Source organism: Paenibacillus sp. FSL K6-1566 (genome assembly GCF_038050475.1).
Taxonomy (GTDB): domain Bacteria; phylum Bacillota; class Bacilli; order Paenibacillales; family Paenibacillaceae; genus Paenibacillus_AQ; species Paenibacillus_AQ lactis.
Genome location: NZ_JBBOSR010000001.1, coordinates 556,019 through 570,027, shown reverse-complemented (window position 1 = coordinate 570,027; position 14,009 = coordinate 556,019). Strand labels below are relative to the sequence as shown.

Annotated in this window: 12 protein-coding genes; 4 read left to right on the top strand and 8 right to left on the bottom strand. The window is 54.4% G+C overall.

From position 1 onward, the window contains the following. Positions 1-185 precede the first annotated feature (185 nt). Positions 186-1,691: an MDR family MFS transporter gene (locus tag NST08_RS02480; RefSeq protein ID WP_007130552.1), complete on the top strand. Its 1,506-nt coding sequence runs from the start codon at positions 186-188 to the stop codon at positions 1,689-1,691. Positions 1,692-1,705: 14 nt separating this feature from the next. Then, positions 1,706-2,281 carry a PadR family transcriptional regulator gene (locus tag NST08_RS02475; protein WP_028404724.1) on the top strand — a complete coding sequence of 192 codons (576 nt, stop codon included), beginning with the start codon at positions 1,706-1,708 and terminating at the stop codon, positions 2,279-2,281. Positions 2,282-2,365: 84 nt separating this feature from the next. Here NST08_RS02475 and NST08_RS02470 read toward each other — a convergent pair whose 3' ends face one another. Continuing rightward, on the bottom strand, positions 2,366-3,196 hold the full coding sequence (locus NST08_RS02470) for an aldo/keto reductase (RefSeq protein WP_007130554.1): 831 nt from the start codon (positions 3,194-3,196) through the stop codon (positions 2,366-2,368). Positions 3,197-3,389: 193 nt separating this feature from the next. Here NST08_RS02470 and NST08_RS02465 point away from each other — a divergent pair, with 193 nt between their 5' ends. Next, complete coding sequence (locus tag NST08_RS02465; RefSeq protein WP_028404723.1) at positions 3,390-3,581, top strand: hypothetical protein; 192 nt, start codon at positions 3,390-3,392, stop codon at positions 3,579-3,581. Positions 3,582-3,694: 113 nt separating this feature from the next. Here the strand turns inward: NST08_RS02465 and NST08_RS02460 are convergent, their stop codons facing one another. Together NST08_RS02460 and NST08_RS02455 are read right to left on the bottom strand one after the other, a co-directional pair. Next, entirely contained in the window at positions 3,695-4,066 is a 372-nt protein-coding gene (locus NST08_RS02460; RefSeq protein WP_007130556.1) for a hypothetical protein, read from the bottom strand. A 111-nt stretch (positions 4,067-4,177) separates the two neighbouring features. Next, positions 4,178-4,762 carry a nitroreductase family protein gene (locus NST08_RS02455; RefSeq protein WP_007130557.1) on the bottom strand — a complete coding sequence of 195 codons (585 nt, stop codon included), beginning with the start codon at positions 4,760-4,762 and terminating at the stop codon, positions 4,178-4,180. A 531-nt stretch (positions 4,763-5,293) separates the two neighbouring features. Here NST08_RS02455 and NST08_RS02450 point away from each other — a divergent pair. Beyond that, complete coding sequence (locus tag NST08_RS02450) at positions 5,294-7,300, top strand: S9 family peptidase (protein WP_028404722.1); 2,007 nt, start codon at positions 5,294-5,296, stop codon at positions 7,298-7,300. Positions 7,301-7,512: 212 nt separating this feature from the next. Here the strand turns inward: NST08_RS02450 and NST08_RS02445 are convergent, their stop codons facing one another. The 5 genes from NST08_RS02445 to NST08_RS02425 all read right to left on the bottom strand — a co-directional run bounded on the left by NST08_RS02445 (position 7,513) and on the right by NST08_RS02425 (position 13,911). Beyond that, on the bottom strand, positions 7,513-8,730 hold the full coding sequence (locus NST08_RS02445) for an asparaginase (RefSeq protein WP_007130559.1): 1,218 nt from the start codon (positions 8,728-8,730) through the stop codon (positions 7,513-7,515). A 771-nt stretch (positions 8,731-9,501) separates the two neighbouring features. Then, positions 9,502-10,323, bottom strand: coding sequence for a hypothetical protein (locus NST08_RS02440; RefSeq protein WP_007130560.1), 822 nt, complete (start codon positions 10,321-10,323; stop codon positions 9,502-9,504). Beyond that, the gene (locus NST08_RS02435) at positions 10,313-10,855 is read right to left on the bottom strand and encodes an RNA polymerase sigma factor (protein WP_007130561.1); all 543 of its coding nucleotides are present in this window, start codon (positions 10,853-10,855) and stop codon (positions 10,313-10,315) included. Before NST08_RS02435 ends, NST08_RS02440 begins: the two co-directional genes overlap by 11 nt. A gap of 141 nt (positions 10,856-10,996) precedes the next feature. After that, a complete protein-coding gene (locus NST08_RS02430; RefSeq protein WP_007130562.1) occupies positions 10,997-12,418 on the bottom strand; it encodes a sucrose-specific PTS transporter subunit IIBC in 1,422 nt (473 codons plus the stop codon). Beyond that, positions 12,415-13,911, bottom strand: a complete 1,497-nt coding sequence (locus NST08_RS02425) for a glycoside hydrolase family 32 protein (RefSeq protein ID WP_007130563.1) — start codon at positions 13,909-13,911, stop codon at positions 12,415-12,417. Before NST08_RS02425 ends, NST08_RS02430 begins: the two co-directional genes overlap by 4 nt. Between the last annotated feature and the right edge of the window lie 98 nt (positions 13,912-14,009).

Below are 14,009 nucleotides of genomic sequence, written 5' to 3'. Positions count from 1 at the left end.
AGAGCTCTTCCGCGGGAGTACGTTCCCTGCTGAACAGCTCTTTTTTTCTCCGCATAAATCCGGCTGTTCCCCTCCCTCCTAACCTCTTGCCAACTTCTGTTAATCCGGCTACAATAGAACCACCGTATTATTCAAATTTGAATAATATGAATCGATTTGCATATAAAAAAAGGAGCATACATATCATGAATGCACAGCAAAGCAACATCAAACTCGTTGTGGCCGGGCTGCTGCTCGGGATCTTCATGTCCGCAATCGATAATACGATTGTCGCCACGGCGTTATCCACCATCATTCGCGATCTGCAAGGATTCGATCAAGTGGTATGGGTAACCTCGGTGTATATGGTTGCCGTCATGGCCGGTACGCCGATCTTCGGCAAGCTGTCCGACATGTATGGACGCAAGCGGTTCTTCATTTTCGGGCTTGTCGTCTTCCTTATCGGATCCGCCTTATGCGGAATGGCCGGAAGCATGACCCAGCTCATTATTTACCGGGCCATTCAGGGCATCGGGGGCGGCGCCCTCATGCCGATCGCCTTTACGATCGTGTTCGACCTGTTCCCGCCGGAGAAACGGGGGAAAATGACGGGTCTGCTCGGCGCCGTCTTCGGGACCTCGAGCATCATGGGGCCGCTTCTTGGCGCCTTCATCACCGACAGCATCGGCTGGGAATGGATTTTCTATGTCAACGTTCCGATCGGGATCGTATCCTTCATCTTCATTATGACGGCATACAAGGAATCCCCTGGGCACACCAAGCAGAAGATCGACTGGACGGGAGCGGCTACGCTCGTCGGTGCCATCATCTGCCTTATGTTCGGCCTCGAGCTCGGCGGCCAGACCTATCCTTGGGGCTCCCCGCAAATTCTGGGACTGTTCGCAGGCTTCCTCGTCCTATTCATCGTGTTTCTGTTTGCGGAGACCCGAGCAGCCGAGCCGATTATCTCGTTCAAGATGTTCCGCAAGCGTCTGTTCGCTTCAAGCAATCTCGTCGCCCTGTTCTATGGCGCAACCTTCATCGTGGCGACCATCTACATTCCGATCTTTGTCAGCGGCGTATACGGCGGCAGCGCCACCAATTCCGGGCTGATCCTGATGCCGATGATGCTTGGCAGCGTAGTCGGGAGCCAGCTGGGCGGCATGCTGACGACCCGTGCCGCATTCCGGAACATTATGATTCTGTCCGCGGTATGCTTTATCGCCGGGATCTTCTGCCTCAGCACCATCGGCCCGGATACCCCGCGTTATTTGCTGACGGTTTATATGGTATTGACGGGCTTTGGCGTCGGATTCTCCTTCTCCGTGCTCAGTATGGCCTCCATCCATAACTTTGACGCACGGCAGCGGGGCGCCGCCACGTCTACGAACTCCTTCCTCCGCTCCTTCGGAATGACGGTAGGGATTACGATATTCGGCATCATTCAGCGTAACGGCCTGAATAATCGTCTTGCCGATCTGGGCGGAAACGCCCCTGCCGGCGCCGACCTGAGCGCCGATGCCATTCTGTCGCCTGAGGTAATGAACCAGATGCCTCCTCAGGTGCGGGAGCAGATCATCGGCTCGCTGGCGGATTCCGTTGCAAGGACCTTTATGTGGGCCTTGGTGCCGGCCGTCCTCGCTCTTGTCTTCGTGCTCATGATGGGCAAAGAGCGGGTCATCGTACCTGGCAAGAAGGCCAAGAATGCGTAAGAGGGCATAAGCCTATGTCGATGAAGCTGGCCATTCTCGGACTGCTGCTGGAGGGCAACTACCACCCTTACGAAATCCACAGCATCATGAAGGACCGCGGCATGGACCAATACACCAAGCTCCAATTGGGCTCCCTATACTATGCCGTGGACCGGCTGGCCGAGGAGGGCTATATCGAAGCGGTAGAAACGATTCAGAGCGACAACCGGCCGGACAAAACCATTTACCGGATCACGAATGCCGGCCGCAAGCATTTTGAGCAGCTGCTGCTGAAGAAGTTCAGGGATATCGAGCCGGTGCATCACCCGCTCTATATCGCGCTCCCCTTCTCCCGACATGCGGATCCCGAAACCCTCGGCCCGATCCTTCAGGCCCGGATTCGGGATGCCGAGCATCGGGTCAATCAGGCGTATCAGTTGTATGTGGAGCACCGCGGCTTCGTTCCCCGAAGCACCCAGCATCTGATGGTCGGAATGTATGAGCACGCGAAGACTGATCTCAACTGGCTGAAACGGCTATATGCGGATGTGATCGATGGACGGCTCGGCATAAAGGGAGAGCCGCTGCCGCTTGATGAGGATGAACGATGATCGGACATTGAACGGATGTTAAAAATGACAAAGAGCGAGACGCCCCTGCCGGGCGGTCTCGCTCTTTTTTGTTTATTTTCAAATTTAGAACAGGAACTCGTCCGGATTGGAGCCAAAGCGCTTGTTCTCGTTCAAGCCGTCGATAGCTGCCATATCCTCGGAAGACAGCTCGAAATCGAAGATGTTGGCATTTTCGCGGATACGATGCTCTTTGATTGACTTCGGTATGACGATCACGCCGTTCTGAATATCCCAGCGCAGAATGACCTGCGCCGTCGTCTTGCCGTATTTCTCGGCGATCTGCGCCAGCACCGGATGATCCAGATTGCCCTGCATCAGCGGGCTCCAGGCTTCGAGCACGATGTTGTTCTCACGCGCATAGGCAAGCAGCTCCTTCTGGGAGAGCAGCGGATGCAGCTCGACCTGGTTCACGACCGGAACGACGCCCGTTTCCTCGATAATATGCTTCAGATGGCGGATTTGGAAGTTACTCACACCGATCGAGCGGACAAGCCCCTCTTTTTGCAGGTGAATAAGTGCCTTCCATGTCTCCAGATACTTATCTCTACCCGGCCAGTGAACCAGGTACAAATCCACGACTTCCAGACCCAGTTTCTTGCGGCTCGTTTCGAAAGCCTGCAGCGTCTTCTCGTAGCCCTGATCGTCGTTCCACACCTTGGTTGTAATGAACAGCTCGTCCCGAGAAACTCCGGATTCGCGAATGGCTTGTCCTACACCCTCTTCATTGCCGTAGATCGCAGCTGTATCGATCATGCGGTATCCGGCGGCAATGGCGGATTTTACGGACTGAATAACCTCTTCGCCTTCTTTGGTCTTCCATACGCCGAGGCCCAGCCAAGGCATCTTGACGCCGTCATTCAAAGTAGGTCCATCGGTAAAAACTTGATTGGCCATTCTGAAATCCCTCCTGATTATGTAATGTCATGCGGTTAGCGGCCGCTTCCTCCAGTATATCAAATTCCAAGTATCCCGCTCAACGTTAGTCGTTAACCGCCTCGGCCTAAGTGATTTCTAAACTTGCTTTAAACGGGATTTAAACTTGGACATGTACAATAGAGACAGCTAAGAACACAGGGAGGAATGCCGGATGGAAAAAATAACGCTGGTCATCGCGCTTGCTGCCCTTGCGGTTGCCGCGATCCTTTTTATAGGCAACATCTGGAACAACGGAATTGCATCCGCCTTTTCCATGAATGCCCGCGCCAAAAAATACGCCGTAGCGTCATTATGCATCTACGCCGTTTCCATCAGCTGCTTCGTGCTTCTCAGGAATATCTGACTTGGATAGGTCCTGGAGCTGAACGCGAAAAGGGCTGATCTCAAGGCAAATAGAAAATATGCCCCAAAGACCAGCCCCCGCTTTTGGATGAACACGCTGCCCAAACCCGTCAGTCAATATTTACGCATGAAGATGCCGAATGTCAGCAGGCCGCAAGCAACCATGAACAGATACGGACCTGCTGCAGCGCCCCGGATCGTTTCCCCTAAGAATTCGATCGTCCTGGACGACACGTACATGATGGTGAACAGCACGGCCAGCAGCGCGAAGCTGTATGCGATAATCTTGTTCATCCGCTTTTCTCGTACTACCTTCACGAACGGATAAATATAGCACACGATAAAAAACACCCCGCCCTGAAGAAACCCGTTCTCCGCGTCGATACCGATATCCAGCCAGTTGAAAAAGAAAGAGGCCAGCGCGAGGCAGGTGGCGATAAAAATGATTTTGCCGCCCAAATCCCATTCCATAAACCGAAGCTTCATTCATTACACTCCCCTAGCCCGCGTCCATCGCCGCAAAAGGGCGGATGAACCGTGGACTTCAACAAAGTCAGGGATAATTATACCGGATTTTGACCGGGGACGGTAGAGAAACTACACGTCCTTAGAGCTGTTCAGCCAAACGGTCTTGTCGGCTGCCGGCTGCCGCTTGCCTTGCTTCGGCTCCATATCCGGATATCCGATGTACAGGAAGCCGAGCATTTTCCCATTCGGGCTCAAGCCGAATGCTTCATTCATCAGGGCGTGGAAGCACGGCTCTCCCGTTCTCCATACAGCACCCAGACCAAGACCATGAATCTCAAGGAGCATGTTCTGAATGGCGGCGAATACCGCGCCGTACTCCTCAACCTCAATCACTTTAGGATCCGTTGAGGGCTCGACAGCAACCCCGATCACGACCGGGGCACGGTATGCCTTCGTGCGTCCCGACTCACGGGCGGCGGCGATCCCTTCTTCGCTGGTGTCGCCTGCACCTGCAGCTTGAATGTCGCCAAGAGCGTTACCGAGTATATCCCGGCCCTCGCCCTGCATCACAAAAAATCGCCAAGGCTCCGTCATTTTATGGTTCGGCGCCCAGGTGCCCGCCTCAATAATTCGTTCCAGCAGCTCCTGCGGCACGGCGTCAGGCTTTACTTTGCCGATACTGCGGCGCGTGCGGATCGCTTCACTTACGTTCATATCCTGTATCCTCCTAAGCATATTATCGATATTAGGCCTTCCTATGCGGCCGCATAGTAAGCAGATTCATTTCTCTTCAGAATCGGCTTACGCCGACTCCTAGTTCAGATTTTGCAAAATTCGATTTCAGCCGCTTCCGGGTACATTATATAGATGAACTAAACCATTTCGTTCTATATATTGCTAATTGAAAGTCGCTCTTTGGATTTTTGCAATATCCTCAATTGAGAGTCTATCTCAATTATACCAAAAAGAGAAGAGGCTCACGAATTGCCTGGGACGCTCCCGAGACGCATCCGGGTCAGGGCCGGAATGCGCAGGTAAAACGAGGATAAATTGACCGTCTGATAATTAATAGAGTGAATTCAACCTTAGCAGGAGGCAGCTCCCCCTTCATTTCTGTCATATATTCCTGATATCTTCGGTTTTGCATGAAAATTACCAGGTTAATTCTCTCGATTTTCATCTAGTAATTCATGCCATTATCTGGGATAATGAGCATTAATATATACTAGAATTGGAGGATGATTTATGACTGCAAAGAGACGGATGACCCCTGAGGATCTGTACCGGATGAGCTGGGTGAACGACCCGGTCGTATCTCCTGCCAGCGGCGCTATTGCCTATGTACATAAGACCGTTAATGAGAAAAAGGATGGCTACCGCACCCATATCCGGCTGTTTCCAGCCGGCGCGGATCGGGACATTCCGTTCACCGCGGGCGAAACGGATGGCGCCCCGGCTTGGTCGCCGGACGGTCAACAGCTTGCTTTCCTACGGAAAAAGGATGACAAGCCTCAAGTATGGACGATGCCGGCAAGCGGCGGCGAAGCTCGCCCCGTTACCGATTTGAAATATGGCGTCAGCGCCTTTAAGTGGTCGCCGGACAGCAAGATGCTGCTCGTGCGAAGCGAAGTGGCGGATGCCGCGCAAGAGAGCGGAGAAGAAGAATCGCAGGAGCAAGGCGGGAAGGATAAGCTGCCGGAAGAGAAAATCTACAACCGTATCCGATATAAAGCCGATGGCGCGGGATTGTGGAACGGACGCCGGTCTCATCTGCACCTCGTGGATCTTGCGGCCGAAGAAACCAAGCAGCTTACGGATGGCGAGTTCGATGTGCAGTCCTTTGCCTGGTCGCCGGACGGCACACGTATCGCTTATAGTGCCAGCACCGCTTCCGAGGCTTTTCCCGATCCGGACTTCCGACTGACGAACGATGTATTCGTAGCCGAGGCATCCGGCTCCAACGCCCGCCAAATTACGGATGGGTCGCTATCCATCGGAACGATCGCTTTCACGCCGGACGGCCGTCACATTCTCCTGCTCGCCAGTGATCTGTCCTGCGGATTCGCCACCCTCTCCAAGATTCATCTGGTTCCGCTAGCGGGTGGAGAATCCCGTATGCTCTTCCCGGACATGGATATCCAGCTGGGCCATGCGGCAGTCAGCGATATGCGTGCCGGCGCCGGCACGCCGCCGCTGTTCAGCAGAGACGGCCAATCGGTATATCTCCAGCTCAGCCAGGACGGCGGCGTGTACATCGGCCGTTTTGCACTGGACGGCTCCTCCTACGAGCTGGTCGTATCCGGGGAACGCGAGGTTTATCAATTCGCCCTGACTCCGGAAGAGAACATCGTATTCGCCGCAGCCGATTCCCTGCAGCCGGGCGATTTGTTCCTCTACTCGTCAGACAACGGCAGGGAGAAGCAGCTTACGGAGTGCAACAAGGAGCTGTGGGATGAGCTTGACCTCAGCAAGCCGGAGGTATTCACGTTCCGCACCTCCGACGGTTGGTCGATCCAAGGCTGGATCATGAAGCCGGTTGATTTCAGGGAAGGCTCGAAGGTTCCGGCGGTGCTTGAGATTCACGGGGGACCGCAGGCGATGTACGCGCACACATTCATGCATGAATTCCAGCTGCTGGCTGCTGCCGGTTATGCGGTATTCTACACCAATCCCCGCGGCGGTCATGGATACGGTCAGGTTCACGTCAACACCGTCCGGGGAGACTATGGCGGCCGGGACTACCAGGACCTCATGGAAGCCGTGGATTATGTCCTGAATACCTATGATTACGTGGACGGCTCCCGTCTCGGCGTAACCGGCGGCAGCTACGGAGGCTTCATGACCAACTGGATCGTCGGCCATACCGACCGGTTCCAGGCGGCGGTCACGCAGCGCTCAATCTCGAACTGGATCTCCTTCTACGGCGTCAGCGATATCGGGTATACGTTCACGCATGACCAGATCTGGGGCAACCCGTGGGACGATCTGGAGAAGCTGTGGAAGCATTCCCCGCTCGCCTACGTGAAGAACGTGAATACCCCGCTCTTGATTCTGCATGGGGAGCAGGATCTTCGCTGTCCGATCGAGCAGGGCGAGCAGCTGTTTATCGCCTTGAAGAAGCTCGGCAGAAAGACACAGCTCATCCGCTTCCCTGGCGCTGACCATAATCTGTCCCGGAGCGGCCATCCGCATCTGCGGGTAAGACGTTTGAGCCACATCGTTCGCTGGTTTGAGGAGCATATCGAGCGTTAAGATCGATATCATCGGCTGCTTCGCCCCTAACTTCACAATGCCCCTTGCAATGTTCATTGGAATGCATCGCTTGCAAATGAACATTGCAGGGGCGTTTTTTTGTGTTCAAACAAAAAAAGTCCGCCAGGGATGCCCTGGCGGCAAGTGTATAAAATGGTGGAAGGAACTTCATAAGTTCAGTAGGATGACCGAGCCAACAGACAACAACGCGTTTACACTTCAGGCGTACCGTACGTTTCGAACCAGCCCTTGATCGTATTGAAATCGTCGGTAAAGGACAGGGAGAGCAGCAGCAGGATCCGTGCTTGCTGCGGGCTTAGGTTGTCGCCCGAAATAATGCCTTCTCCCCCGCCGTAGACGCTTCCCGAACCGGTGCGGGTGGTCGTTACGAACACAACGCCTTTCTCAATCGCCTCCTTTCGTGCGGCGCTCATCTCACGGGAGATGCCGCCGGCTCCGGTGCCTGCCGTGACGATGCCCTTCGCGCCGTCGGCGACAAAGCCCTTAATCGCGCCGCCCCCAGCTTGCTGGTAAGAGACCGCGATCTCCACCTTGGCGAGATCGGCTTTCGAAATTTTGCTCAGATCGAACACCGGCTTGCCCTCGCCGTCCGCCTTCGTTGCCCGAAGCGGTGCGCGGTAAATGCGGATATTCTCCTCATCAATGTAGCCGACGGCCCCGAGCATCGGCGTCTCGAACGTGTCCGTACGATAGTCGTTGGTTTTCGTGACGCCACGGGCCAGATGTATCGTGTCGTTCAGCATCAGCACCGTCCCGAACGAGGCGGTGCGTCCGCTGCCCGCCAGCTTGATGGCATTGTACAGGTTGGCCTGGGCATCGGAACCGATCACCGTCCACGGCCTCATCGCTCCTGTAATGACGACCGGCTTGTCGCTCTGCACGGTCAGATCAAGGAAATACGCGATTTCCTCCATCGTGTCCGTCCCGGTGGTTACCACCACGCTGTCATACGTCTCAAGCGCTTTGTCCACCGTCAGGGACAGGTCGTATAAGTCTTCCATCGTATAGGCGCTGGAGCCGGAGTTGCCGAACTGGAGCGCCGTTACATCGGCAACTTTATCCTTGTTCGGCAGCTCGCCGACCATATCCTCAATCGCCAGCGTTCCTGCTCTGTAGGACTGGAAGCTGGTCGCATCCGTCGACTGCCCGGCAATCGTGCCGCCTGTTCCGATGACGAGCACATTCGGACGCGTCGACTGTTTAGAAGCCTCGGACAACGGCGGAACCGTCGTATTCCGTCCCGGCGCCGCAGCTGTCGATGCAGATGCAGGCGTACTAACCGTCCCTTTGACCTCCGTTACCGTCTGGGCATATGCCGCATAGCTGCCGACCGGGGTTAACGAAATGACTAGTGCGGTTAAAGCTGCCGTGCTCCAGACGGCTATAGGGTGATTGGTTCTGGACTTCATGATCGCACGCTCCTCTGATGTCATATTTCCTAACTCAATGCTATGTATTTATTGAGTTCATTCTATTTTATGTTAATTAATATCACAAACAATAAATTCCTTCAATTAAGCGATTACATCTAGTTAATTCATGGTTTATTTCCGATTTATCGGCTTTTATCTTTAAATTTCGATTTGCGGACACCATATCTGTAACTACATAATCTTACTTTATATGTGATAATAAATAACATAAATGACGTATGTTATTTTCACAACATAAAAAAGCCCGCCACTAGGCGAGCCGCTTTTATATGCTTGTTTGAATTTTCAAATTTTGTACATTGTACATCACTCGTTCTGTTGGTCCCGTATCTTATTCAACTGAACCCCCGCCGCCCATTGTCCCGTCAGATCAATCTCAATCTCTCCCGGCAGGCTCCTCAACGGCTCCGTCTTCCGTTACCCGATACTCCATAATCTCCCCATCCGCCATATAGTACAGCGAGGCAGACTGCACGGTCCCGTCCTCCCCGAATGTCACAAAGAGCTGTTCCTTCATGCTGCCGTTCGACAAGCCTTGGACATCGACCGATACGGCCTTCTCCGGGTACCGGTAGCCCTCCTTGGCGAAGTCGTACTGTCATGTTGCGGTGCCGCCGGCTTTGCCCGTCGTCTTAGGCTCCCCCAGCTGCGCCCGGATGTCGTCATTGTCTTGCCGACGAACGGAACATCCTTAACGAAGCGTCGGGGGCGCTCTCATCCAGCACCAAGCTGAAATTTCTCATCTCTTTATTCTCCTTCTCCCGCCTGTTTTTCCCCGGCATTCGTCGTAATATGGAACTCCTTCATCATATTGTGGAAACGCGCCCCGTAGCCTTCAGCCGCTTCAAGGAAATACTGCTGCTTCACCACAAAGCTTCCGCCCTGTCCGTTATCGAAAATATAGTAGCGCACGATCGGATCATTCCATTCCTTGCCGCCCGTCCCGCCTACCGCCCGGACTTCGAAGCCGTTAACCGGCTCCTGAATGGCTTCCGCCTCTACCTTCGGCTGATCCGACAGCTCGGCTTCCAGCCGTTCGGATACCACCTTCGGTGCTTCTTGGTCCTGCGAGATCTCCATGTACACTTCCGGATAGCGGTCATCCTCCGGCTTATGAACCGGCTCGATCCGATCCACGCCTTCGCCTTGAATCATCTTGAACCGGCTTTCGTCAATATAGATGACATAATCGGCGCTCTCATGCAGGGAATCCACGCTCGTCTCCGGCGACCCTTCCAGCTCCTGCTCCACCGTCTTCTGGGGAGCGAACCACTCTTTCACCTGGTCGATAAATGCTTGCACCGGCGGCGTCTGAACGCTTAATGCCAGCACAATCACCGCCGCAGCGGCCGTTCCGACCATCCAGCTGGCCGTCTTTCTTCCCGAACGGCGCGCCTTCGTCTTCCGCGGGGCGAACGGCACCGCGGCCGGCTCCGAAGACTGCGATGCGCGCTCGCTGTCAATCCGCTTCTTAATCGACGCCCATATTTCATCCTGCTGCTTCATCGCGTCCTCCGTCCCTTTTTCCAGGCCGTCCTTCAACTCTTTCTCCCATGGCTCACGTCCCATGCTGACTCCCTCCTTGTCTCTGCAGCATCCATTCCTTCAGCTTCTTCCGCGCCTTGAACAATCTTGATTTCACCGTATTGACGTTCAGCTCCATCATGTCCGCGATATCCTTCTCCGCCAGATCATTCAAGTATTTCAGCACGATGGGGATCCGATGCTCGTCATCCAGCCGCTGCACCATCTCATAAACATCGCCGTGGCGGTCAAATTCGTAAGTGTCCGTCTCAGGTGGAAGGTCCGTCTCCTCCGAAATTTCCGAAGGTACCATCCTCGCATGCTTCTTCAAATAACGGTTGCATTCGTTATAGAGAATCCGGTGAAACCAAGGGTCAAACGGTCTGCTCAGATCATACATCCCCAAATTGCGGTATACCCGGATAAAGGTCTCCTGGACGACATCCGCGGCGCTCGCCGCGCTGCCGGTGATCGCCGTTGCCGTTCGGATCGCCCGATCCGCATACAGCCGGTATAGCTGTTCGAACAGCTCGTCACTATATTCCTGTTGTAATCGTTGTATCAGGTCGTGTACCAACCGCGCCTGCCTCCTTTCCAATTGGCCAATCACTTAAGATACCCCGGCATGGTTGCGCAAAGTTTGCGATTTATAATTTTTTCTCATGACAAAAAAAGGATACCATGCTGCAGTGCAGTCACAGTACCCTTTTCGTGTTTGTTATTTCGCTTCCGTCTTCAAGTCGTCCAGCATTTTATCGTTAAAGCCGAACATCCAGGTCAGCACGAAGGTAATCGCCATCGCCGTCAGGTTGCACAAAATGTAGAGCGGCAGCTGGCTGTTCAGATACAGGAGCGTCCCCGGAATAACTGTAATCGCCATGCCGGTTGCCTTCAAGTGGAAGATCGAAGCCATGAAGCCTCCAATGCCCCCGCCGATCAGACCCATGATAAAAGGCTTCACATATCGCAGGTTCACCCCGAATATGGCCGGCTCCGAAATGCCGAGAAATGCCGAGAACGAAGATGGCAGGGAAAGTGCCTTCAGCTTCTTGTTCTTCGTCTTCATGCCGACGGCAAGGCAGGCTGCGCCTTGAGCCGCCATCGCGCTGGTAACGATCGCGTTGAACGGATTGCTTCCCGTCTGCTCCAGCAGCTGGATTTCCAGGAAGTTAAAGATGTGATGAACCCCCGTCACGACGATGATCTGATTGAAGAAGCCGATCAACAGTCCGGCGATGCCAAACGGAAGATCCAGCAGATACGTGACCGCGCTCAGGATGACGTCTTCAAGCGAGTGGAAGATCGGGCCGATCGCAAACAGGCCGAGAATGATCATCACCAGCAGCGTGACGAATGGCGTCACGATCAAATCGATCGCTTCAGGAATGCGCTTCCGCAGATAACGCTCGAACTTCGCCCCGAGCAGCCCCATGAAAAATGCCGGCAGAACCGATCCCTGATAGCCAACCACCGGGATAAAACCAAACATAATAAGTGCTTCCTCGGACCCGTTAGCCACGCTATAAGCGTTAGGTAGAGCCGGGTTGACGAGCATCAATCCCAGCACGATGCCGAGCACCGGGCTTCCGCCGAATACTCTAAAGGTCGACCAAGCGACAAGGGCAGGCAAAAACGCAAACGCCGTATCGGTCAGCACCTGGGTGAACATCAGGAAATTAGCCGAAATATCGTCAGGCGCCATCCCGAACCAGGCAAGCACCGTCTCCTGGGTCAAGAGGCCCCGCAGCCCCATGAACAGTCCCGTAGCGACCAATACCGGGATGATCGGAACGAATACATCGCCAAATGTGCGGATCGCGCGCTGAAGCGCATTGCCCGATTTTTTCGCTTCGGATTTCAGCTCTTCTTTGCTTGTGCTCTCCAGCCCAAGGTTCTCAACTTCTTCAAAGATTTGGTTGACGGTACCGGTGCCGAAGATGATCTGATACTGGCCGGAGTTGAAAAATGCACCTTTCACCTTGTCGATATTCTCGACCTTCTTCTGGTCGATCTTCTGCTGATCATGAACCATAATGCGAAGCCGGGTGGCGCAATGGGCAAAGGAAGCGATGTTCTCCCTGCCGCCGATGGCTTCAACGACCTGCTTAGCAATCTCGCGGTTATTAGCTGCCATGCTCATTCATTCCCTTCCATATCATTTACGGCTTGCGCCAAATCCCATTTGGCTACCTTCAAGCCGGCACTGCCGTTATTGGCGAAAAACCGAATGCCCGTGCTGTCGGGGTGTGGAAAAATACGACTAGTAAACACTTCTTCCCCGTCGTTGATAAAACACTCCACCGAGGAAGTGTCCACAAACAAATGAAGCTTGAGGGACTTCGTCTGCACTCTGCATGACCGGGTCGAGCCGTACTTGCTGTTGATCCTCTCGCCGGCCTCCGAGCGATCAAACGTCAGGATTTGCCGCTCGAAGTCATAATGAATGACGGTACGCTCCGTTTCACCGGCCCGAAATTCGATGCCTACGGATTCGGCGTTCACATCGGCAAATTCGCAGATCAGCTCGAATGCGGTTCCGCTCACGCCTGCATATGACTTTTTCTCATTCGTTAGGGTGTCCTGTACCTCGCGGCGCTCTCTTCTCAGCTTCTCCAGCTCCCGCACCGGCTGCTGCACCAGCTTGCCGTCCCGAAGCTCCAGCGTCCTCGGCAGCGTCAGGCAGTGCGCCCAGCCGTGCGAATCCGTCGGGTAGCCGATCTCCGCCTGCCCCATCCAGGCGACCAAGATCCGGCGCCCCTGATCATCCTCCATCGTCTGCGGCGCATAGAAATCAAAGCCTCTGTCCAGCTCATGAAAGGCGCCGTGTTCAAAATCCAGCGTCTCCCGGTTCAGCGGCTTGCCGACCAGGTAACCGGATTGGTAAACATTCCGGAAGCGATCTCCTTGCGGCTCTATCCCTTGGGGACAGAAGAGAAGAACCCCCTGGCCATCGAGCTCAAAATAATCGGGGCATTCCCACATGTAGCCGAAATGCTTCAGCCCGGTCTTGATCTCCCCGGCGAAGCGCCAATTGAGCAAATCCGAAGACTCATACATGACGGCGGTCCCGGTGGCATCCTCTCTCTGGGCGCCGATGACGCAGCGGTACAGATCGGGATCCTTCCACACCTTCGGATCGCGAAAGTGCTCGGTATATCCTTCCGGCACATGATCGATGAGAGGCTCGGGAAGCTTGGTGACAGCTCCCGCTGCATCCATGACGGCCATGCACTGGAAGGAGCGTCTGTTCCAGTCACGATCCCTGGTATTTCCCGTGTACATCAAGTGCAGCTTGCCGTCCTTCACGATACCGCTCCCCGAGTAGGCGCCATACCAATCATGCGGATCCCGCGGCTCGATCGCGATTCCGGCATTGCGCCAAAAGACCAAATCCTTCGATGCCGTGTGGTACCAATATTTGAGCCCGTGGTAGGTTCCGAGCGGAAACCACTGATAGAACAGGTGATACTCACCTGCAAAATAAGCAAACCCGTTCGGATCGTTCAAAAGGCCGGTGATCGGCTGAATGTGATACGTCTGCCTCCAGCCGCTATCCTCCACCTTCTTCCTCAAGGCGGACATTTCTTCGGGAGAAGCCTGTTCCAGGCGGCGGTATTTCTGTTCTCTGTTCATATCCTTCTCCTTACTGGTCTGTTCTTAACAACATCACAACAGCGACATTGTAGTGGAACCGGTTCCAACCCGAGGTAAAAATAAAGGACGCAGTTCCA

Bases quoted from the DNA above. Each gene is read 5' to 3' on its own strand.
- NST08_RS02480 (WP_007130552.1), top strand. From the start codon at position 186: ATGAATGCACAGCAAAGCAACATCAAACTCGTTGTGGCCGGGCTGCTG.
- NST08_RS02475 (WP_028404724.1), top strand. From the start codon at position 1,706: ATGTCGATGAAGCTGGCCATTCTCGGACTGCTGCTGGAGGGCAACTAC.
- NST08_RS02470 (WP_007130554.1), bottom strand. From the start codon at position 3,196: ATGGCCAATCAAGTTTTTACCGATGGACCTACTTTGAATGACGGCGTC.
- NST08_RS02465 (WP_028404723.1), top strand. From the start codon at position 3,390: ATGGAAAAAATAACGCTGGTCATCGCGCTTGCTGCCCTTGCGGTTGCC.
- NST08_RS02460 (WP_007130556.1), bottom strand. From the start codon at position 4,066: ATGAAGCTTCGGTTTATGGAATGGGATTTGGGCGGCAAAATCATTTTT.
- NST08_RS02455 (WP_007130557.1), bottom strand. From the start codon at position 4,762: ATGAACGTAAGTGAAGCGATCCGCACGCGCCGCAGTATCGGCAAAGTA.
- NST08_RS02450 (WP_028404722.1), top strand. From the start codon at position 5,294: ATGACTGCAAAGAGACGGATGACCCCTGAGGATCTGTACCGGATGAGC.
- NST08_RS02445 (WP_007130559.1), bottom strand. From the start codon at position 8,730: ATGAAGTCCAGAACCAATCACCCTATAGCCGTCTGGAGCACGGCAGCT.
- NST08_RS02440 (WP_007130560.1), bottom strand. From the start codon at position 10,323: ATGGGACGTGAGCCATGGGAGAAAGAGTTGAAGGACGGCCTGGAAAAA.
- NST08_RS02430 (WP_007130562.1), bottom strand. From the start codon at position 12,418: ATGAGCATGGCAGCTAATAACCGCGAGATTGCTAAGCAGGTCGTTGAA.
- NST08_RS02425 (WP_007130563.1), bottom strand. From the start codon at position 13,911: ATGAACAGAGAACAGAAATACCGCCGCCTGGAACAGGCTTCTCCCGAA.